19 protein-coding genes are annotated in these 20084 nt (G+C 62.3%); 10 read left to right on the forward strand and 9 right to left on the reverse strand.

Annotation, left to right across the window (positions count from 1 at the left end; translation table 11 throughout):
- The 4 genes from AAC126_RS16755 to AAC126_RS16770 all read left to right on the forward strand — a co-directional run.
- Positions 1-924, forward strand: a 924-nt coding sequence (locus tag AAC126_RS16755; protein WP_339855374.1) for an RQC domain-containing protein, incomplete at its 5' end; no start/stop codon positions are given.
- A gap of 88 nt (positions 925-1012) precedes the next feature.
- Positions 1013-2173, forward strand: a complete 1161-nt coding sequence (locus AAC126_RS16760) for a hypothetical protein (protein WP_339855376.1) — start codon at positions 1013-1015, stop codon at positions 2171-2173.
- A gap of 99 nt (positions 2174-2272) precedes the next feature.
- Entirely contained in the window at positions 2273-2734 is a 462-nt protein-coding gene (bcp, locus tag AAC126_RS16765) for a thioredoxin-dependent thiol peroxidase (RefSeq protein ID WP_339855378.1), read from the forward strand.
- Positions 2735-2802: 68 nt separating this feature from the next.
- Positions 2803-3645, forward strand: coding sequence for a flagellin (locus AAC126_RS16770; RefSeq protein ID WP_339855380.1), 843 nt, complete (start codon positions 2803-2805; stop codon positions 3643-3645).
- Between the two features lie 8 nt (positions 3646-3653).
- Here the strand turns inward: AAC126_RS16770 and AAC126_RS16775 are convergent, their stop codons facing one another.
- On the reverse strand, positions 3654-5690 hold the full coding sequence (locus AAC126_RS16775; RefSeq protein ID WP_339855382.1) for an NADH:flavin oxidoreductase: 2037 nt from the start codon (positions 5688-5690) through the stop codon (positions 3654-3656).
- 114 nt (positions 5691-5804) lie between these two features.
- Between AAC126_RS16775 and AAC126_RS16780 the strand changes: the two genes are divergently transcribed.
- Positions 5805-6467, forward strand: a complete 663-nt coding sequence (locus tag AAC126_RS16780; RefSeq protein WP_339855383.1) for a TetR/AcrR family transcriptional regulator — start codon at positions 5805-5807, stop codon at positions 6465-6467.
- A gap of 34 nt (positions 6468-6501) precedes the next feature.
- On the opposite strand, the gene AAC126_RS16785 is transcribed toward AAC126_RS16780, so the two are convergent.
- A complete protein-coding gene (locus AAC126_RS16785) occupies positions 6502-6930 on the reverse strand; it encodes a cupin domain-containing protein (RefSeq protein WP_339855385.1) in 429 nt (142 codons plus the stop codon).
- A 36-nt stretch (positions 6931-6966) separates the two neighbouring features.
- Positions 6967-7497, reverse strand: coding sequence for an Lrp/AsnC family transcriptional regulator (locus tag AAC126_RS16790; protein ID WP_339855387.1), 531 nt, complete (start codon positions 7495-7497; stop codon positions 6967-6969).
- A 68-nt stretch (positions 7498-7565) separates the two neighbouring features.
- Here AAC126_RS16790 and AAC126_RS16795 point away from each other — a divergent pair, with 68 nt between their 5' ends.
- Positions 7566-7949 (forward strand): RidA family protein, encoded by a 384-nt coding sequence (locus AAC126_RS16795; RefSeq protein WP_339855389.1) that lies wholly within the window; start codon positions 7566-7568, stop codon positions 7947-7949.
- Between the two features lie 2 nt (positions 7950-7951).
- Here the strand turns inward: AAC126_RS16795 and cdd are convergent, their stop codons facing one another.
- Together cdd and hisI are read right to left on the reverse strand one after the other, a co-directional pair.
- Complete coding sequence (cdd, locus tag AAC126_RS16800; protein ID WP_339855390.1) at positions 7952-8503, reverse strand: cytidine deaminase; 552 nt, start codon at positions 8501-8503, stop codon at positions 7952-7954.
- Positions 8504-8507: 4 nt separating this feature from the next.
- Positions 8508-8957 (reverse strand): phosphoribosyl-AMP cyclohydrolase, encoded by a 450-nt coding sequence (hisI, locus tag AAC126_RS16805; RefSeq protein ID WP_339855393.1) that lies wholly within the window; start codon positions 8955-8957, stop codon positions 8508-8510.
- A gap of 105 nt (positions 8958-9062) precedes the next feature.
- On the opposite strand from hisI, the gene AAC126_RS16810 reads away from it, so the two are divergent.
- Genes AAC126_RS16810 through AAC126_RS16820 form a run of 3 tightly spaced genes read left to right on the forward strand, consistent with a single transcriptional unit; the run spans position 9063 to position 12959 of the window.
- Entirely contained in the window at positions 9063-9944 is an 882-nt protein-coding gene (locus tag AAC126_RS16810) for a ferritin-like domain-containing protein (RefSeq protein ID WP_339855395.1), read from the forward strand.
- A complete protein-coding gene (locus tag AAC126_RS16815; protein WP_339855397.1) occupies positions 9941-11767 on the forward strand; it encodes an adenylate/guanylate cyclase domain-containing protein in 1827 nt (608 codons plus the stop codon). The genes AAC126_RS16810 and AAC126_RS16815 overlap by 4 nt, the downstream gene beginning before the upstream one ends.
- Positions 11768-11801: 34 nt before the next feature.
- Positions 11802-12959 (forward strand): M20 family metallopeptidase, encoded by a 1158-nt coding sequence (locus AAC126_RS16820; RefSeq protein ID WP_339855400.1) that lies wholly within the window; start codon positions 11802-11804, stop codon positions 12957-12959.
- A 105-nt stretch (positions 12960-13064) separates the two neighbouring features.
- Here AAC126_RS16820 and AAC126_RS16825 read toward each other — a convergent pair whose 3' ends face one another.
- Complete coding sequence (locus AAC126_RS16825) at positions 13065-16649, reverse strand: ABC transporter ATP-binding protein (RefSeq protein WP_339855402.1); 3585 nt, start codon at positions 16647-16649, stop codon at positions 13065-13067.
- Positions 16650-16803: 154 nt separating this feature from the next.
- Here AAC126_RS16825 and AAC126_RS16830 point away from each other — a divergent pair, with 154 nt between their 5' ends.
- Positions 16804-17718 (forward strand): LysR family transcriptional regulator, encoded by a 915-nt coding sequence (locus AAC126_RS16830; protein WP_339855404.1) that lies wholly within the window; start codon positions 16804-16806, stop codon positions 17716-17718.
- Between the two features lie 115 nt (positions 17719-17833).
- Here the strand turns inward: AAC126_RS16830 and AAC126_RS16835 are convergent, their stop codons facing one another.
- Genes AAC126_RS16835 through AAC126_RS16845 form a run of 3 tightly spaced genes read right to left on the reverse strand, consistent with a single transcriptional unit; the run spans position 17834 to position 19946 of the window.
- The gene (locus AAC126_RS16835) at positions 17834-18445 is read right to left on the reverse strand and encodes a pyridoxamine 5'-phosphate oxidase family protein (RefSeq protein ID WP_339855406.1); all 612 of its coding nucleotides are present in this window, start codon (positions 18443-18445) and stop codon (positions 17834-17836) included.
- A 57-nt stretch (positions 18446-18502) separates the two neighbouring features.
- The gene (locus AAC126_RS16840) at positions 18503-19558 is read right to left on the reverse strand and encodes an aromatic ring-hydroxylating dioxygenase subunit alpha (protein WP_339855408.1); all 1056 of its coding nucleotides are present in this window, start codon (positions 19556-19558) and stop codon (positions 18503-18505) included.
- 52 nt (positions 19559-19610) lie between these two features.
- Positions 19611-19946 (reverse strand): TraR/DksA family transcriptional regulator, encoded by a 336-nt coding sequence (locus AAC126_RS16845; RefSeq protein ID WP_339855410.1) that lies wholly within the window; start codon positions 19944-19946, stop codon positions 19611-19613.
- Between the last annotated feature and the right edge of the window lie 138 nt (positions 19947-20084).

Consider the following 20084-nt stretch of genomic DNA (forward strand, 5'->3'; position numbering starts at 1 on the left):
GTGCGCTTCGTGCTGCACACGGACATGCCGGGCAGCGTCGAGGCCTATTACCAGGAATTCGGCCGCGCCGGACGCGATGGAGCGCCTGCACGCGCGCTGATGCTCTACGGCCTCGACGATATCCGCATGCGGCGGATGTTCATCGATCAGGAACATGAGGACGGCGACCGCCGGCGGCGCGAGCACAAGCGGCTGGACGCGCTGATCGCCTATTGCGAGGCGGCGGAATGCCGGCGCCAGTCCCTGCTGCGCTATTTCGGCGAGGAGTCGGAGCCCTGCGGCAATTGCGATGCCTGCCTGGAGCCGATGGATCTGGTCGATGGCAGCGAGGAAGCGGGTCTTGCTCTCAAAACCATTCAGGCCACGGGGGAGCGCTTCGGCACGGTGCATATCGTGGACGTGCTGCGCGGCGGCAATACGGAACGTATCCGCAAGTTCGGGCATGAAAGCGTCGAGACTTACGGTGCCGGAACCGCGCACAATGCAAAGGATTGGCAATCCCTGATCCGCCAGCTTGTCGCCAACGGTTTCCTCACTCTCGATATACAAGGCTTCGGTGGCCTGTCCGTCAGCGACAAGGGTCATGCCCTGCTGCGCGGCGAGTTGCCCTTCCGCTATCGCCGCGACAGCCTGCGCCGTGAACGCCAGAGCAAGACCGCCCGCTCCACAAGCGTCCCGACCGAGACCATGAGCGGCCCGGAGCTGAAACTGTTCAAGGCCCTGAAGCAGCTCCGCTCGGAAATCGCCCGCGAAGGCAACGTGCCCGCCTATGTGGTTTTCACCGACCGCAGCCTCGCGGACATGGCCGCCAAACGCCCCACCTGCAAGGAAAGCTTCTCGGCGGTCCACGGCGTTGGCGAGGCAAAACTGGAGAAGTTTGCCGCCCCCTTCATCGACCTGATCCTGAAACAGGATAAAAGCTGATCCAGCGGCAGGTCTCTGTTTGGATTTCGGGCCTGTGGCCTGCTATCTAAGAGGCTCGGTTCACCTCCTTAGCCTACGGAGTGCCTCAGTGCCCGCCACTGCGTCCAGAAAAGCGTCGCGCGTTGCTACACATATCCTGAAATATGTTCTGCCTCTCGTGGTTGGAGCATCCACTTATGCAGCCTTCGAGCTCGGTGCCGACCGTCTGATCGGCAACCTCCAGGACCCGGTCATGGCCGGTCTGATGTTCGCCTGGCTGTTCGGCGCCATGCTCTGGGGGGCCTTCGGTGTCGTCCGGCACGCGGACCGGCTGGCAGAAGCCCTGGGTGAGCCCTATGGCACGCTGGTTCTGACGCTGGCCGTCGTCGGCATCGAAGTGGCGCTGATCGCCGCCGTCATGCTGACCGGAGAGGCCGCGCCGACGCTGGCCCGCGATACCATGTTCGCGGTGCTCATGATGGTACTGAACGGGCTGGCGGGTGCGTCGCTGCTGCTCGGCGGCCTGCGCCACGGGCAACAGGACTACAACCTGCCCGGGGCCCGCGCCTTCATCGCCGTCCTGCTGCCTCTTGCCGTCTTCGCCCTGGTCCTGCCGAACTTCACCACATCAACACCGAACCCGACCTTCGATCCGTACCAGGCGGCGTTCTTTGCCTGCGTCACCGTCCTGCTCTATGCCGTTTTCCTCGGCATCCAGACCACCCGGCACCGGACATTCTTCGAGGAGCCGGAAGCCCCGGGCGATGCGGACGCGGCAGCGGATGCATTCCATCCGGACCAAATTCTGGAACGAAAGCCGACAGCCAGCTTCCATGCGGCATTCCTGATCCTGACCCTGCTCCCCATCATTCTTCTGGCGGAAAGACTGGCCACGATTGTCGATTTCGGGATTGTCGAAATTGCCGCTCCGCCGGCCGTCGGCGGTGTCATCATCGCGCTGCTGGTTTTGATGCCGGAAGGTCTCGCGGCTCTTCGGGCCGCCCGGGCGAACCGGCTGCAACGCTCGGTCAACCTGCTGCTCGGCGCGGCTCTCTCCACCATCGGCCTGACCGTGCCGGCCGCACTCGCCATCAGCCTTGTCACCTCACAGCCGATCACCCTCGGCCTCGACGAAACCTCCATGGTCATGCTGCTGCTTACCCTGCTGATGAGCAGCATGACATTCGGCGGCATCCGTACCAGCGTGCTGCAGGGGGCGGTGCATCTGGTTCTATTCCTAGCCTATCTGATGCTGATCTTCAGCCCGTGACCCCTCGTCACGCGGTTTGACGGTCACGCCTTGACGATCAGGCGCGGCAGGCCAAATACTTCAATAATCTTGTAATTTCCCACCTCCGGAGACTTTCGAATGGTCGATGTCGGCGAAAAGGCACCTGAATTCAGCATGGCGACGGATGGCGGCGGGACTGTCTCGCTCACGGGTCTCAAGGGCAGGAAAGTGGTGCTCTATTTCTACCCGAAGGACGACACGCCCGGCTGCACCAAGGAAGCCTGCGCCTTCCGCGACGCGATGCCCGACTTCTCCGGTATCGATGCCGAGATCATCGGCGTCTCGAAGGACCCTGTGGCCAAGCACGACAAGTTCAAGGCCAAGTACGACCTGCCCTTCACGCTGGCCTCCGATGAGGAAAGCGATGTCTGCGAGAAATTCGGCGTCTGGGTCGAGAAGAACATGTATGGCCGGAAATACATGGGCATCGAGCGGGCGACCTTCCTGATCGACGGCGAGGGCGTGGTGCGCAATGTCTGGCGCAAGGTAAAGGTCCCGGGTCATGCCGAGGCCGTGCTGGAGGCGGTGAAGGCTCTATAACCCGCAAATTTTCAACGACTTTGATCCGGGAAATATTTTCCGGCACAGCTCTTGCTTATTAACGCACCATGAACTCGGTGCTGACAAATCCGCCCGCGATGACGGCTCTCAGGAATCTGTCGTACATCCAGCGCTCCAAAGACATGGTGCAGAACCATGTCTCTACCGGTCTGCGTGTAACCGGCGCGGTGGAGGACGCCTCGAACTTCGCCATCGCACAGGGCATCAGGACCGAAGTCAGGGCGATCGAAGCCGTCATAAAGGGACTGAACAACGCCAAGGGCGTCGCCACGGTCGGCATAGCCGGCGCGACGGCTGTCTCGGATCTGATGGCGGACATCCGCAAGAAAATCACCGAAGCAGCCAATCCGGCCAATACCGATCAGCAGCAGCAAATTCTTCAGAACGATTATGAAGAAATGATCGCGCAGTTCCGCCAGATCCTCGAGAATTCGAGTTTCAACGGTGAGAATGTCGTGGTCGAGAATGCCATTGCCTTCAATCTTGCCATTGGCACCCCGAACAACATCAACGTTCTCTCGAATGCCAATGGCGGCACACTGACCGTCCGCGGCCATCACCTTGATGTCAGCTACGCCCGCCTCAACAATGAGGATATCAGCACGACGGCAAATGCCCTCGACGCTCTGGACGTCTGGGAAACGGAGATGGAAACGATCGGAGTCGCTCTCGGTCAGCTCGGAGCCGACATGCGCGCGCTCAATCTGCAGACCGAGTTCCTGGAAAGCCAGCGCGACGCGGTGGAAGAAGGACTCGGCAATATCGTCGATGCGGACATGGCCCGCGAAAGCGCGCGCCTGACCGCCTTTCAGGTGCAGGAACAGCTCGCGGTCCAGACCCTTGGCCTCGCCAACCAGCGCCCGCAGACCCTGCTCGGCCTGTTCCAGTAAGAGCCGCCTTACAGCACCTTCACAAGACGCAGCGCATCATAGATCGCCGCGTGCGTGTTCCGCGCCGCGACGGCATCGCCAATGCGGAAGAGCTGATACCCGCCCTCCTCATTCCGGACAATATCCTGGGGCCGGCCATCAATGAGGGCTTCGTAATCCACCTCCCCCAGATTGCTGGAGTTCGGACGCAGCTCGAAATAGAGATCATCCAGAGGACGGGTGCCGTGATTGATGACAACCTGATCCACCTGCCGTTCCCGCGTGATCCCGCCATAATCGCTGCCGACCGTGGCTAGTAGCCCGTTACCCTCGCGCCGGACATCGTCAAGCCGCCAGGTCACGGTAAAGGTCACATCCTGCTTCTGCAGCTCCCGCATCGACGGCGTCAGAGACATCGCCATGACCTCGGACGCGAAGCTCCGGTCCCGCGTCATGATCTCGGTTTTCGCCCCGGTCGCTGCGATTTTCTCGGCAGCCTGAAGCCCCGCATAGTCACCGGCATCGTCATAGATCAGAACATTCAGGCCCGGCTGAACGTCGCCGGAGAGGATATCCCATGCTGACACGGCCAGATCGTTTCCCTCCCCCAGTACCTCCGTATGGGGAAGCCCGCCGGTCGCCACGATCACCACATCCGGGTTTTCGGCGCGCACCGTCTCCTCATCGGCGAAGCTGTTGAAATGGAAGGTCACGCCCATCCGGGAGCATTCCTGGAAACGCCAGTCGATCAGCGAAATCATCTCCTGCCGGCGTGGCGTCAACGCGGTAAGGCGCACCTGCCCGCCCGGATCGTTCGCCGCTTCATGCACGATCACCTCATGCCCCCGGGCTGCCGCGACACGCGCGGCTTCCAGCCCGGCCGGCCCCGCACCGATCACGACAATGCGGCGGACTTCTTGCGCTTTCGGAATGTCGTGCGGCTGTTCCAGCTCCCGCCCGGTCGCCGGGTTATGCAGGCAGAGCGCCATGCCGCCCTGATAGATCCGGTCGAGGCAGTAATTCGCTCCGACGCATGGACGGATACGGTCCTCCTCGCCGCGCAGGATCTTGGCGACGATATGCGGGTCGGCCATATGGGCGCGGGTCATGCCGACCATGTCGAGCTTGCCGCTGGCGATGGCATGGCGCGCCGTCGCGACATCCTGAATTTTCGAGGCATGGAATGTCGGAAACTTCGTCTCGGCCCGGATCTCGCCCGCGAAATCGAGATGCGGCGCGCTCTTCATGCCCTGTACAGGAATCAGATCCGTCAGGCCCGCATCCGTATCGATATGCCCCCGCACGACATTGAGGAAATCCACTAGGCCGCTATCCTTCAGGCGGCGTGAGACCTCCATCCCGTCATCTTTGGTCAGCCCGCCCGGCAGACACTCGTCGCCCGAGTACCGGATACCCACGATGAAGTCGTCACCGACTTTCTTGCGGATCGCCCGGAGCGTGTCGAAAGTGAAGCGGAGCCGGTTATCCAGATCGCCGCCATACGGGCCGTCGAGAGTGTTCGTCAGCGGGGACCAGAACTGATCCATGAAATGGCCGTAGGACTCGAGCTCTATCCCGTCGACACCGGCCTGCTGCATCCGTTCGGCCGCGTCGGCATAATCCTCGATGATCCGCGCGACATCCCAGTCCTCGACCTTTTTCGGAAAGGCCTTATGCGAGGGCTCGCGCTCATGGCTGGCCGAGACGACCGGCAACCAGTCGGCCTTGTCCCAGCGGGTGCGACGGCCGAGATGGGTGAGCTGGATCATCACCGCGCAGCCATGATCGTGACACTCGTCCGTCATCGCCCGCATCCAGCCGACGACCTCGTCCTTCCAAGCCAGAATGTTGTTGAAGACCGGCGGGCTGTCCCGCGAGACCGAAGCCGAGCCCGCCGTCATCGTCAGCGCCACACCGGCCTTTGCCCGCTCCACATGATACGCCCGGTACCGGTCCTTCGGCATTCCGTCCTCGGGATAGGCCGGCTCATGCGAGGTGATCATCAGCCGGTTTTTCAGCGTCAGATGTTTCAGGGTGTAAGGCTGGAAAAGCGGATCGGTGGACATGCGGGCCTCCTGCGTTTCCAGAATGCTCCGGCAAAATGTTCACTTATGTCAAGTTTAAGTTCATCATTGTCCATTTCACTGGAAGCCGTGCTTTCCTGCCGCTAAACTCTCACCATGAAAATTGAAACCTCTCAAGACAACGAGCCGAAAAATACGGGCTGGCGCGGATCGCGGGAAATCTGGCTCGACGCGGCCAAAGCGGCCTTCCTGGAGAACGGTATCGATGCCGTGAAGATCCAGCCACTGGCCACCCGGCTGAACCTGTCACGCACCAGCTTCTATTGGTTCTTCCGGGACCGTGCGGCCATCCTCGCCGCCCTTCTCGAAGAATGGGAGGAGAAGAATACCGGCGGGATCGTCTCGGCATGCGAGGAATATGCCGACAGTGTGGCCGAGGCGACGCTGAACGTGATCGGCGTCTTTTTCGACGAGGACCGGTTTGAATCCCGCTTCGATTTCGCCATCCGGGGCTGGGCCCACCAATCCAGCGCGGTGATGGCCCGTGTCGCCGCCGCGGATGAGGTCAGGCTTGCCGCGATCCGCTCGGTCTTCGAACGCTTCGGCTTCGACCCGGGCGAGGCGGATGTCCGCGCCCGGACCATCTATCTCGTCCAGATCGGCTATATCTCGATGCAGGTCGAGGAGCCGCTCGCCCTCCGCATGGAGCGGATACCGGCCTATGTGAAGACCTATTGCGGCCATAGTCCGACACGAAACGAGCTGGCCCGCTTCCAAGCCAGGCATGGATTTCAGCCGCCAGCGGGTGCAGCGCCGTAAAACGCCTGCCGGAACTATTTCTATAAGCGGGTTCTCAGCTTTCCCAGCTCACACGATGGGGCGGATGCTCTCGAAACCACTCGACGATGCTTGGCATGTACCCCTCGAACGCGCCGGGGATAGAGAAATTGAGCAGGCCCGCGCGGGCCGCGCTACGGTTCTCGAAATCGTGCCGGATCCCTGACGGAACCAGGACGAAACCGCCCCGCTCCACATCTCGCCACGCATCGTCGACAAGAAAGCTCATTGTGCCTTCAATGACGAAAAACACGTCATCGCCATCGTCATGCACATGGGCGCCAGGGCCGGAGGTGTGCGGCTCCAGCCACCATTCGGAGATCGAGTAACGGTCTGCCGTCTCACCGCAATCGGCTTTGAAGACGGCGCCGATATTCCCCATCTCGTAGCGCCGGCCCTCACCCGCCTCCAGAATAATCACCGAACGCCCATCCGTTCCCGTCATCGCTTTCCCCCTTCGTTACTTTCAGCAGCGCACAGCTCACTCAGGCGGCATCGGGATGTCGGGCCATGTTTCGGTCACCTCTGCCTGCACCGGACGTTCCAGATAGGTCGACAGCACGACAAAGCTCCGGGTTCCGCGCACCCCCGGCAGCACATAGAGCTGGGACAGAAATTCCTCCATGGCCTGAGCGCTTGCCGTCCGTACCTTGAGGATAACGCACGTATCTCCCGCAACCGAATGCATCTCCTCCACCTCGGGGAATTTCCGCAAGCGGAGCATCCGCTGGCTTTTTCCCCAGCCATCCGCATCGACATGCACGAAGGCCAGAAAGGGTTTGCCAACAGCCGCGCCATCAAGCCGTGCGGACGTGCCGGCAATAACGCCCTGCGCGCGGAGCCTCTTTACGCGCTCGAAGACGGCAGGCGCGGACAACCCGACGCTCTTGCCGATATCGGCATAGGTCAGACGCGCATCCTCGGTCAGCGCGCTTAAGATCGTTCTGTCAAAATCATCCAGGTCGCTATAGCGAATATCCTTCTTTCGAAAATCCTCTTTTTCTTCTTCCATTCGATCAAACCCTTCTTTTGCAGAACAGTTTTCCGCAATAGCAGGATTACATCAAAGGAGGACAGAGAATGAAAACATCACTGATAAATCCATCCACCGGGATCTATCCGGCAAAGGATTACGCACACGGCATTCTGCTCACCGGTTTCGAGAAGCTGTTATTCGTCTCCGGTACAATGGGACTGGCTCCGGATCACTCGGCTCCAGCCACTCTTGAGGAACAGCTTGCTCTGGTCTGGGACAATCTCCGCCGGATCCTGGCCGAAGCCGATATGGGGGTCGACAACATCGTGCGTCTGACCAGCTACATGCGGGACGGCAGCTATGCGGAAGCCAATCGCGATGCCCGGCTCTCCGCCCTTGGCGGACGGCGCATTCCGACCACGGCAATCGTGGTGGAAACACTCGAGCCGGACTGGCTCATCGAGATCGAAGTGATCGCGGCCGCATGAGCCTAAAGCCGGAATCCGTAGGGTAGCAGCCGGTCTATATCGAGAATGTCGGCGGTGAAATCCGCATCGCCCGTATCCACCAGGATCAGCGCGGTGTCCTGCGCCTCCTCCCGGTCGATGAATTCCCGCATCACCTGCCGGCAAATGCCGCAGGGGGAACGCTCCTGCAGCGGGCCGTCGAGGCTGTCAGCGGTAGAGAGGGCGATGAATTTGATCCGGCGAAATCCTTTCGCGGCGGCGGCATGCAGCGCGTTACGTTCACCGCAGATCGTGGCGCCGTAGGAGGCATTCTCGATATTCGCGCCGGTGATGACCGCCCCCGACGGATCGTCCGCCATGATGACGGCGGCACCGACATGGAAATGCGAATAGGGCACATGTGCATTCTTCGCCGCCGCCCGCGCTGCCTGCACCAGATCGCGCAGGACTGCCGGGTCCGCCATCACGCGTTTCTCCGGAATGTGCTGACCGGCGATATGAAACCGCCCCGCTTCCGTTTCCAGCACCGTATCGGCGGCCTCTATCGCGGGCAGGAGGATTTCGATCTCCGCCATCGGCCTAGGACTTCTTTCCATAGACGGCTTCCGGGTCGTAGGCCTTGCCGTCCTTGATCACATCGAGCACGGCCTTGCCATCCTCGATCCGGGCGGCCCGGAAGAAGCAGCTGTCATAGCCGACATGGCAGGCCGGCCCCGAAAGCACCCGCAGCAGCACCACGTCCTGATCGCAATCGACCCGAAGCTCAACCAGTTTCTGCACATGCCCGCTCGTCGCGCCCTTGTGCCAGATCTCGGACCGGGACCGGCTCCAGTAGACCGCCTCACCCAGCTCCAGCGTTTTCGTCAGCGCTTCCCGGTTCATGAAGGCGAACATCAGCACCTCGCCGGTCTCCGCATGCTGGGTGATACAGGGGATCAGGCCGTCCGCGTCGAATTTCGGCTGAAAGGTCGAGCCTTCCTCAAGCTCCGCCTTGCCGCCGCGCTCTGAAAACAGGGTATTCGCTGTCATGGTCATCGCTCCGCAATCAAGATCCGGTTATAGGCCTCCGCCCCGCCTGCCTGCAATGCCGCCAAAAGTGGACCAATCGGGCATGGGGCGCGTACAAGTTTCGAAATGGATGGTGAAAGTGACCGGACCGGTATGTCCCGCGAGAAACAGTTCCACAGTTTGGCCGAAGCCGCCGTCGCCGTGCTTGAAACCGGCGACACAAGGCAGAAGGCAACACTCGGCCGCGCCGTGGTGGCGGCCTGGAAAGATGGCAGCATCAGCAATATAGGCACAGCAGCGCCGCCGGATCGCCCGGCACGCCCCGCCTTGCCCGCCCTTCGGCCACCGCGCGAGGTGCCGAAGCGCAAGATCACGGCTGCCCCGGCAGGCCGGATCGCGCTGCTGCACGCATTGGGTCATATCGAGCTGAATGCCATCGATCTCTCCTGGGATATCATCGCCCGCTATACCCGCCACGATCTCCCGGAAGATTTCTATATCGACTGGATGAAGGTCGCGGATGACGAGTCGAAGCATTTCCTGCTGATCGCCGACCGGCTGGAAGAGCTCGGCTCCCATTATGGCGCGCTGAACGCCCATGACGGGCTCTGGGGTGCGGCGACGAAAACCGCGCATGATCTGCTGGCCCGGCTTTCCATCGTGCCGCTGGTGCTGGAAGCGCGCGGCCTCGACGTCACCCCGGCGATGATCACCAAGATGCGCGACGTCGGGGATGAGGCAAGTTCCACCATCCTGCAAACCATCTTCGATGACGAGATCACCCATGTCGCTGTCGGCAAGCGCTGGTTCGACCACGTTTGCGACCGGGAGGGGAAACCCCGGATCGAGACCTGGCAGCATCTGGTGCGCACGCATTTCCGCGGCGGTGTAAAACCGCCCTTCAATATCCCCGCGCGGGAGCTGGCCGGTTTCGCGGCCGCCTTTTATGTCCCGCTCGGCGAGGAATTCCTGGCCTCCCGGAAGACGGATGGGGGCAACACATCGTGAGCACGCTGTTGTCGCGCGAATATGTCCGTCATTTCGAGGCTTCCCGGGCCCAGGTCTGGGAAGCGCTGGCAGACACACGGCGCTACAACGAAGCCGTCGGGCTGCCGAAGCATGATATCCGGGAAGAGCTTCAGGCGGATGGCAGCGTCCGCTTTTTCGCGATGGCCAAGATCGGTTTCGTCACCCTGCACTGGGAGGACATTCCGCAGGAATGGTCGGCGGGCAACTGGTTCAGACACCGCCGCCTTTTCCTCAAGGGCCCACTGAAACAGCTCAATGTCCATGTACGCTTCGAGGACGCCCCGAACGGCGAAGGGTGCATTGTGCATTACCGCACCGATATCGAGCCACGAAACCTGATCGGCAGCATCCTTGCCCGCAAGGTCATCTTTCCGGTGACCGAACGAAATTTCGACCGCGTCTCCGACTGGGTTGAAGAGTGGGCTAAAAAACAAACCGAGACGCCTTATCCAACCGAGCCGACTGAGCTGGACACAGCTCATAATCAACGCCTGGACACAGCGATGATCCGGCTCGACGCTTCGCGCTATAGTCACGGTCTCGGCCGCAGGCTCGCGGACTGGCTGCTTTCGGCACAGGAAATCGACCTGATGCATATCCGGCCCCTGCGTCTCGCGCGGCAATGGGAAGCGGACGAACGGCATGTCATCGAGCTGTGTCTGGAAGCAGTAAAAAGCGGGCTGCTGGAAAGCCGCTGGGATCTGCTCTGCCCGCGCTGCAAGGGCGCCAAGCTGTCGGAAAGCTCGCTCGACGAGCTGCCGCAGGGGGCGCATTGCACCTCCTGCAATATCAGCTATGACCGCGATTTCGCCCGCAATGTCGAGCTCACCTTCCAGCCCGCCGCCGGTATCCGCAAGGTGGTGCATGGGGAGTTCTGCCTGTTCGGGCCGATGTCCACGCCCCATGTCCGGTTGCAATTGCGTGTCGCGCCCGGCGGAACGGAGGTCATTGATGTCGGGCTCGTGCCCGGCTCCTACCGGATTCGCACTCTGGAGCCGGGACCGGAATGCATTCTGGATTATTCCGATGGCAGCTTTCCGGCCCTCTCCATCCGCGAAGACGAGATCACGGGGGAGCCGTCGGATGTTGCCCCGGGCAGTGTCATGCTGCTCAACCGGACGGACCGTCCCCGCGTCGTCATCATCGAGGCGCGGGACTGGGCGGAAGACGCCCTGACCGCGCACAGGGTCACCACGTTGCAGGCGTTCCGTCATCTCTTCGCCGAGGATGTGTTGCGCGGCGGGGATGAGGTCGGCATTGCCCATATCACCCTGATGTTCACGGATCTCAGCGGCTCCACCGCGCTGTACGAGAAAATCGGCGATGCTCCGGCCTACGGCCTTGTCCGCGAGCATTTCGATTTCCTCACCCGTATCGTCCGCGAGCATGACGGCGGCGTGGTGAAAACCATCGGTGACGCAGTGATGGCCGCCTTCACCGAACCCGAATCCGGCGTCCGGGCGGCGCTTGCGATCCGGGAGCATGTGCTCGCGTTCAACCGGGACCATCACGAAAACCCCATCGGCCTGAAACTCGGCCTGCATGCCGGCCCCAGCATTGCCGTCACCCTGAACGGACGACTCGATTATTTCGGCGGTACGGTCAACATGGCCGCCCGCCTGCAGGGCGAGGCCGGTCCGGGCGAGATCGTCATCAGCGAGACCATCGCTGGCGATCTGGCGGCGGCGGAAATTCTCAAATCGAAATGGTTGGAAGAAGACCGCCGCGCTATAAGAGGGTTCAAGGATCCCGTCACGTTCCGGCGCCTTCCGCCGGAAGATACAGCACTTAAACCAGAATAATCACGCCCAACCAGCCACGAAAGGCCGTGCACAGATGAGCCCGGACTCCACCCAGCAATCGAACACCCCGAAGATCGAACCCGAAGAAATCCTCGAAGGCATTCTTGACTGGGTCGAGGCGGAAAGCCCGACCACCGACAAGGACGCGGTCAACAAGGTCGCGACAAAAGTCGAAGGCCTCTATGAAGGTCTCGGCCTCGCCATCGAGCGGACACCGGGACGGGACGGTTTCGGCGACATCATCCGGGCCAGGACCGAAAACGCGACCGGCGAAAAGGGCATCCTCGTGCTCAGCCATATCGACACGGTGCACCCGATCGGCGTGAAGGACGACGCCTTGAAGATCCGCCGCGAAGGCGATGTGGTCTACGGTCCTGGCATCTATGACATGAAGGCGGGCGCCTACCTGCCCTACTACGCCTACCGGCACCTGCAGCGCCTCGGCCGCGAGACCAAACTGCCCGTGACCTTCCTCTATGTGTCCGAGGAAGAAGTCGGCAGCCCGATCTCCCAGGAAATCATCGAGGAAGAAGCCCGCAAGGCGAAATACGTGCTGGTCACCGAGCCGGCCCGCGATGGCGGCAAGGTCGTGGTCTCCCGCAAGGGCGTCGGCCGCTTCGTGATGAAGATCACCGGCCGTCCGGCCCATGCCGGCGCCAAGCATGAAGATGGCCGCAGCGCCGTCAGCGAGCTTGCCAACCAGATCAAGGCAATCGACGCGCTGGTGGATTACGAACGCGGCGTGACCACCAATGTCGGCATGATCAGCGGCGGCACCGCCGTCAATGTGGTCGCGCGCGACGTGGTCGCTGAAATCGACCTGCGGGTCCTGACCCAGGAAGACGGCGAGGAACTCACGGCAAAGATCCTCGGCCTCAAGGCCCAGAACCCGGATGTCACCGTCGAGGTTACCGGCGGCATGAACCGCCCGCCCTTCGAAGCCACCGACGCCAGCATGAAACTGTTCGAGCATGCGAAAGCCTGTGCGGCCGAGTTCGGGCTGGAGCTTGAAGCCACCACCACGACCGGCGGCGGCAGCGACGGCAACTTCACGGCCGCCCTCGGCGTGCCCACCCTCGACGGCCTCGGCGCCGACGGCGAAGGCGCGCATACGCTGGAAGAGAAGATCTATTTCTCCTCCCTCGAGCCGCGCGCAAAAATGTGGTTCCGCCTGCTGGAAACACTGGAATAGAGATAGATAAAGATACGTTTTCCCGGACTTGATCCGGGACCTTTCGAAGGAGCTTTACGGCTCCAAGGTCCCGGATCGGGGGCCGGGAAATATTTTTCTGTTTACCTATTCCGCCGCCACCGCCGAGGCGAGCTGGTGAGAGACGAGCTGGGCGTAGAGTCCGCCCTTCGCCACCAGCTCCTCATGGCTGCCTGTTTCAACCAGCGTGCCCTCGCTCAACACCGCAATCATATCCGCGCTGCGGATGGTCGAGAGCCGGTGGGCGATGACGATGGTGGTACGATCGCTCTGCAACCGGTCCAATGCCGCGCGCACTGCCCGCTCGTTCACCGCATCGAGATGCGAGGTCGCTTCGTCCAGGATCAGCACCGGGGCATCCTTCAGGAAAGCGCGGGCGATGGCGACACGCTGGCGCTGACCGCCGGAAAGGCTGGTCCCGCGTTCGCCGACCTTGGTATCCAGCCCGTCCGGCAGCATCTCCACCAGATCGCCGAGCGAGGCATGACGCACCGCCGCCTCCAGATCCGCTTCACTGGCGTCGGGGCGGGCCAGCATGATGTTGGCGCGGAGCGTGTCGTTGAACAGATAGGTGTCCTGGGCAACGAGAGCGATCCGGCCGCGCAGATCGTCCAGCCTGTAGTCTTTCAGATCCGTGCCATCCATCAGCACCCGGCCGGAATCCGGATCCCAGAACCGCATCAGCATCTGGGCCAGCGTCGTCTTGCCCGCGCCGGACGTGCCGACCAGCGCCACCGTCTTGCCCGCCGGGATTTTCAGACTGAAGTCCCGGATGGCCCGGCGGCTCTGCCCCGGATAGCGGAAGTCGACATCTTCCAATGTGATTGAAACCGCTCCGGAACGGGCCGGAGCGCCCGGCCCGTCCGTTACCGGCACAGGCTCGTTGCTCAGGGCATAGACGCGCCGGGTCGATCCCAGAGTATCGGCGAGCTGCCTGCCGATCTGGGCGATCTCGGAGACCGGCAGGAAGGCCGCCATGGCAAGGATGGTGAGCAGCGGCAGAACACCCGCCTGGATTACCCCCGCCGCCGTCAGCCAGGCTCCGGCGACAACCACCGCCAGACCGCCAAGACCGGTCAGGGCTTCAAGCAGGCTCTGCTGCGCCGTCAGCTCCCGGAAGAACGGCAGGCGCAGATCGATATGCCGCTGACCGAGTGCGTCCAGCTTGTCCCCGCGTGGCCCTTCCTGCTGGAAGGCGACGATCTCGCCGAGCCCCTGAACGCTGTCCACCGCGAAGGCGCCAAGCTCACCGGACGCCTCCCGGGCTTCGGAGCCGAGTGTATCGACACGCCCCCGCATCAGGAACGGGCTAAGACCGACGGCAACGAGGAACGGCAGAAGTGTAAGCGCCAGCACCGGGTTTTCCATGCCGAGCCAGACCAGCACGCCGGCCGGCACCAGAATAGCGACAAAGGCCGGCGCCACCGTGTGGGCGAAGAAATACTCCACCAGCTCGATATCATGGGTGACCAGCGTCATCAGATCGCCGGTCCGCCGCCGGACCAGATAGGCCGGAGCCAGCGCGTCCAGCTTGCGGAAGGTATCGATCCGCATTTCGGCCAGCAGCCGGAAGGCCATGTCATGGGCGAGCCAGGATTCCAGCCAGTGCAGCACACCGGACAGCGGTGCCACCACCGCCAGCCCCCAGAGATAGGGCGTAAAGTCCGTGCCGTTCTTCAGGGCCAGCACAACAAAGGCGCTGAGCACGCCGACGCCGATAAAGCCGAGCACCCGGAGCACGCCGAAAAGGAAGGTAAGAACCAGCTTGCCCTTCCACGGCATGATGACTTTCATCAGCTCGGTGACAACCTGCGTCCAGGTTAGTCCCTCAGCCTTGATAATGCCTTCGGTCGGCGCCTGCATGGCGCCGCCGGGAACGTCGGCAAGGCTTTCCGCCGCCGGTTTCGCCGCCGCATCCCGCACCACCGGCTCCGCCGCTTCAGCAGCCTCCGCCTCGCGGGCCTGCTCGGCCATCAGCCCGGCATAGAGCCCGCCCGCTTTCATCAAAGCTCCGTGGGGGCCCTCCTCGGCCACCTTGCCCTCGTTCAGCACCAGAATGCGGTCGCAATCGATGACACTGGAAAGCCGGTGCGCCAGAACCAGCGTGGTCCGCCCCTTCATCAATCGGTTAAGCGCGTCCTGGATAACCGCTTCGTTCTCCGCATCCACCGCCGACAACGCCTCGTCGAGGATCAGGATCGGGGTGTCGCGCAGCAGGGCACGAGCAATCGCCATGCGCTGACGCTGACCGCCGGAGAGCTTGATCCCGCGTTCACCGATCACCGTGCCATAGCCCTCGGGCAGGCCTTCGATGAAATCATGAATATTGGCGGCGCGGGCGGCGGAGACCACGGAGGCGTGATCCGCCTCGGGCCGGCCCATGCGGATATTTTCCTCCACCGTGCCGTGGAACAGGAAGGTGTCCTGATTGACCACCGAGATCATGGAGCGGATCTGCTCGAATGACAGCGCATCCAGCGATTTGCCGCCCAGCAGGATGCGGCCCTCGATTGGATCGAAGAAGCGCAGCAGCAGACGGACGACGGAGCTCTTACCGCAACCGCTTGGGCCGACGAGACCGATCCGCTCGCCCGGCTTTACCGCGAAGCTCAGCCCGTCATGCACGGTGCGCGGCGCGCCCGGATAATGGAAGCCGACATCTTCGAAGGTGATCGAAGCCTCAAGCGGCGCCGTACCGGTTGCCGCCGCGTCTTCCACATCCGGCTTGCCGTCCAGCACCCGATAGATGCCCTTGGCGGCGGACAGCCCGACCATGCCTTCATGCAGCACATTGCGCAGCTCGCGCATCGGCCGGAACACTTCGACGCCGAGCATCATGATGACAAGCAGGGAGGTCAGCTCCAACTGTCCCTCCGTCACCCGGTACGCACCGAGCCCGAGCGCGGCGGCGGCACCGCAGGCGATGGAGCTGTCGGTGATGCCGCGGGCCAGCACGTTACCACTCAACACCCACATGGTGCTGCGGAACACTTCCCGCGCCTTCACCTCAAGCGTATCGCCACGCGCCTTGCTCTGCCCGAAAGCCTTCAGCGTGGCGAGGCCTTGCAGGGAATCCAGAAACTCGGCGGCGAAGGAGGAATAAGCCTCCTGACGGCGGCGGGCGCTGCGCTCGTTCGAGCTGTGCCAGAGCGCCGGTGCGAACACCGCGAGCAGTGCGAAGACCAGCATGACCAGTGCCACCGGCAGGTCGATCCAGGCAACGAAAGCGAAGATCAGCAGCGGTGCCAGCAGGGAGACCGCGAGCTGCGGCAGATACTGGCCGAAATAGACTTCCAGCCGGTCCACGGCATCGGTCAGGGCCAGTGTGATGGCACCGGAGCGCTCCCGGCCGACATAGGCCGGACCGAGGCTCGCCAGCTTGTCATAGACCTTCCGGCGCAGGCTGACCTGCACCTTGGCCGCCGTCTCGTGCGCCACCATGTTGCGCCATTGCTCGACCCAGCCGCGGGCAATCATCACCAGCGCGATCCCGGCAATGGAGGGCCAGAGATCTTCCAGGCTATCGCCGGAGAAGATCCGGCCGATCAACCAGCCCAGCAGGCCGAGCCGGGCGACACCAAGGCTGACACCGAGCAATCCGATCAGGATCGCCCAGCTAATCCGGCCGCGAACCCCTTCGGTGAACTGCCATAGTCTGGTTTCGAAATGCATCGTGTCTTCCCCTCGACGGCCGGGACCGGCTGGCCCTTATCCCAATCGCGACCAGAATATCCGAAAGATAATATTCCGGGTTTGGACAAATTTTGCATCGCAGCGAACAATTTTGTACTGCCACCTTGCGACCCATTCGCATTAAGGTAGCGCCATGCTGACCGATTGGGACGATTACCGGGTGTTTCTCACCCTTGCGCGCGAACGGAGCCTGACGGCGGCCGCGAAGGCGCTCAATGTGAGCCACCCGACCGTGGCCCGGCGCGTGAAGTCGCTGGAGGATGCCATCGGCGCCCGCCTGTTCGACAGGCTGCCGGATGGCTATGTGCTGACCCCCGCCGCCGAACAGCTGCTGGCCGACGTACAGGCGATGGATGATGCCGCACAGGCCATCGAGCGCCGCAGTCTCGGCCTGTCGGACACGGCGCGCGGCACGGTCCGGGTCTCGGTCGGCGAACACATGATGCAATTCCTGACCCAACACCTCGTCAAACTGCGCGACAGGCTGCCGGAAATCGAGATTGAGCTGCATGTCACGCATATGATGGCCAACCTGTCCCGGCGGGAGGCGGATATCTCGATCCGTGAAGTGGTGCCGGATGCAGCGGACCTGGTCACCCGGCGGATCGGCCGGTTCCATTATGCCGTCTATGGCACTCCGCAGCTGGTCGGCCAGATAGGCGGAGCCGGGAGGGACGCAGATGAGTTGAACAGCTCTCTCGCCTACCTGCCCTGGATCGGCTTCGACGAGGAGCATCATTATATGCCGGGGCAAGCCTGGATACGGCAAACGCTCGGTAATCGCAGCCCAGTCGTGCGTGCCAATAACGGCAACAGCCTGCATCTCGCAGTGAGCGCCGGTGCCGGGGTCACGGTTCTGCCCTGCTTCATCGGCGATGCGGACCCCAACCTGGTCCGCGCCACGCCGGTTCTGGAAGACGTGATCGCCGACCAGTGGATGCTGGTACACCGCGACCTGCGCACCCTGCCCCGTGTCCGCGCCATGATGGACGAACTGGCGAGGTTGTTTCAGATGGAAAAACCGGCGCTGGAAGGCGTTGCGGGGTAATGTCCGCCCCATCATCAACCGTCATTCCCGCGCACGCGGGAACCCAGCGATCATAGAGTAATGCACGCCTTCCCTAGGTCCCCACGTACGTGGGGATGACGAGTGAAGCTCGGATTTAATACAGCGCTTCCTTGTAACGCTTGACCATCTGCTCCTGGCTTTCCCCGTCGTCCTTAAGGCCGAGCTGATCCATGATCATCTTTCCGAGAGTCGGCAGTGTCGAGCGTTCGATCTGGGCTTCGGGATCCCAGAGCCGGGAACGCATCAGCGCCTTGGCGCAATGCAGGAAGGCAAGATCGACCGTGATCTTCAGCACGGTGGCCGGAAGCCGCTTCTTCACTTCGAATTCGGCAAGCAGATCTGCGTCGTCGCGGATCTCGGCCCTGCCGCGGATGCGCAGGGTCTCGTCCACGCCCGGGATCAGGAAGATCACAGAGCATGTCGGGTCGGAGAGAATATTCGTCAGGGAGTCGAGCCGGTTGTTACCCGGCCGGTCCGGAATGATGATGGTGTTGCTGTCCGGAACCGCGACGAAGCCGGGCTCGTCACCGCGCGGCGTGATATCGACCACGCCCTCCGCGTTGTGCGTCGCCAGCAGCAGGAAGGGGGAGAGTTCGATGAAGCGCTTGCAATGCGGGTCAAGCGCACTCAGCTCTTTCTCAACCGCACGCCCGGCAGCGGGCCGGTAGATTTCGCGCAGGGCTTCGATTGTCTCGATCTTTGCCATTTTTTCCGTCCGGGAAAGCAGAAACGGCGGCCATGCTGCTCTGCTAGAGCGGAGGCGTCAACTCCTCCAGCGCAAGACCGTGTCCCGCACCGGATTATCGAAGTCTCCACCATCCTTTCGCCAGGCATCGTATGACTTCTTCAGGCGAAAATACCATTTCGCCTGAATGTCAGAATCGTTGATCAGCATGAGCTGCGGGTTGAAGGCGAGGCCACGCTGCTGCTTCACCACCACATCCCTGTCCTGCCCAAGGAAGCGCTTCACGAAGGGCACAAGCAGCGGCTTCAGCGGGGTCAGCCAGGGCATGGTCCAGTAGACCATGTGATGCACTTCGGTCTGCATCGGGCCGATCGGCGTCACACAGGTCAGGTTGCAGAGGTGATAACGTCCCGCCTCGATATGCTCGACCCGCACACCCGGCAGGCGAAACCGGATCTCGGTGAAGATACCGCCGCCGAGAATCTTGTAGGCGGCCGCATTCTTCGACGGCGGATGCCGTTTCATGGCGAAGCCGAAGGGAGACGGGCCGAAATCCTTGGCCTTGTCATGCATGCTCTTCTCGTCGCGCCAGAAGATGCTCTTGTGCACGTAAGGCCCATGCGCCGGGTCCATCAGGCCGATCACCGCATGATCGATATGGCAGGGAAAATCCATGCTGACGGAAATGTTCGGCTTGTCCGCGAAATCCGGTATCTCCGGCAGGCCGGGGGCAGGCAATCCGGCAGTGGTATTCTTCGCGTCAGGCCGGCCCATGAAGATCCAGAGGCCGCCATGCCGCTCGATCAGCGGGTAATTGCGCACCTTGATCCGGGTCGAATCGAAATCCTGCTCCGTGGTGATCGAGGGGATCAGCGTGCAGGTCCCCTCGCAATTGAACCGCCAGCCGTGATAACAGCATTCCACCTCATCGCCGACCATCCGGCCGTCGGAAAGAGGGATGCCCCGGTGCGGGCAGATATCCCGCAAGGCATAGGGTTTGCCGTCCGCCTGGCGGGCCAGGACCACCGGCTCGCCAAGCAGCGTCTTGGCCATGACCTCACCCGGTTTCAACGCGGATGACGGTACGGCAAAATACCAGATATCGCGGAGAAATCCGTCTCCGCTCGTGCTCATATCGTTCATGGGGGCGGAGAGTGCCAACGGCGCGTCCGCGCCGCAAGCCGGATCATTTGCTGGCGCATGCAATGCAGGTGGTAACGGCAGGATCGAGTTCCAGACGTTTCAGCGGAATTTCTTCACCACAGGTAACGCAGTAACCGAAATCCTCGTCCTCGATCCGGGCAAGCGCGGAAGCAATGCGTTGCAGTTCCACCCCGCGCCGCCGTTCCGTTTCCTTGGCCATGGCCTGTCCCTGCAATGCATCCATACGAGAAAGGCGTCCAACCCGGGTTTGATCCAACTCGACAGGTTTGGCCGAGTCCGAAGCCGAATCCATCACCGCTTGCAGCTCAACGCGCCGGGCAAGCAACTGTTCCCGGAAATGCTCTAAATCAAACGCCATGTCATCACATGCGTCTGCCGTCCGGTCAGTACACCAGCTGATCGTCGCCGCCGGAGCCGCCGATCACGAGCTCGCCGCGATCGGAGAGATCCTTCGCCGCCGTGACCATCGCGGTCTGCGCATCCTCCACATCCTTCA

Origin of the sequence: uncultured Nisaea sp. (genome assembly GCF_963974195.1) — a bacterium.
In the GTDB taxonomy this organism is placed as follows: Bacteria; Pseudomonadota; Alphaproteobacteria; order Thalassobaculales; family Thalassobaculaceae; genus Nisaea.

Coding starts and splice junctions, on each gene's coding strand:
- AAC126_RS16795 (WP_339855389.1), top strand. CDS start 7,566: ATGAAAACATCACTGATAAATCCATCCACCGGGATCTATCCGGCAAAG.
- AAC126_RS16780 (WP_339855383.1), top strand. CDS start 5,805: ATGAAAATTGAAACCTCTCAAGACAACGAGCCGAAAAATACGGGCTGG.
- AAC126_RS16835 (WP_339855406.1), bottom strand. CDS start 18,445: ATGGCAAAGATCGAGACAATCGAAGCCCTGCGCGAAATCTACCGGCCC.
- AAC126_RS16770 (WP_339855380.1), top strand. CDS start 2,803: ATGAACTCGGTGCTGACAAATCCGCCCGCGATGACGGCTCTCAGGAAT.
- AAC126_RS16845 (WP_339855410.1), bottom strand. CDS start 19,946: ATGGCGTTTGATTTAGAGCATTTCCGGGAACAGTTGCTTGCCCGGCGC.
- AAC126_RS16830 (WP_339855404.1), top strand. CDS start 16,804: ATGCTGACCGATTGGGACGATTACCGGGTGTTTCTCACCCTTGCGCGC.
- AAC126_RS16840 (WP_339855408.1), bottom strand. CDS start 19,558: ATGAGCACGAGCGGAGACGGATTTCTCCGCGATATCTGGTATTTTGCC.
- AAC126_RS16785 (WP_339855385.1), bottom strand. CDS start 6,930: ATGACGGGAACGGATGGGCGTTCGGTGATTATTCTGGAGGCGGGTGAG.
- AAC126_RS16790 (WP_339855387.1), bottom strand. CDS start 7,497: ATGGAAGAAGAAAAAGAGGATTTTCGAAAGAAGGATATTCGCTATAGC.
- AAC126_RS16810 (WP_339855395.1), top strand. CDS start 9,063: ATGGATGGTGAAAGTGACCGGACCGGTATGTCCCGCGAGAAACAGTTC.
- hisI (WP_339855393.1), bottom strand. CDS start 8,957: ATGACAGCGAATACCCTGTTTTCAGAGCGCGGCGGCAAGGCGGAGCTT.
- bcp (WP_339855378.1), top strand. CDS start 2,273: ATGGTCGATGTCGGCGAAAAGGCACCTGAATTCAGCATGGCGACGGAT.
- AAC126_RS16775 (WP_339855382.1), bottom strand. CDS start 5,690: ATGTCCACCGATCCGCTTTTCCAGCCTTACACCCTGAAACATCTGACG.
- cdd (WP_339855390.1), bottom strand. CDS start 8,503: ATGGCGGAGATCGAAATCCTCCTGCCCGCGATAGAGGCCGCCGATACG.
- AAC126_RS16825 (WP_339855402.1), bottom strand. CDS start 16,649: ATGCATTTCGAAACCAGACTATGGCAGTTCACCGAAGGGGTTCGCGGC.
- AAC126_RS16820 (WP_339855400.1), top strand. CDS start 11,802: ATGAGCCCGGACTCCACCCAGCAATCGAACACCCCGAAGATCGAACCC.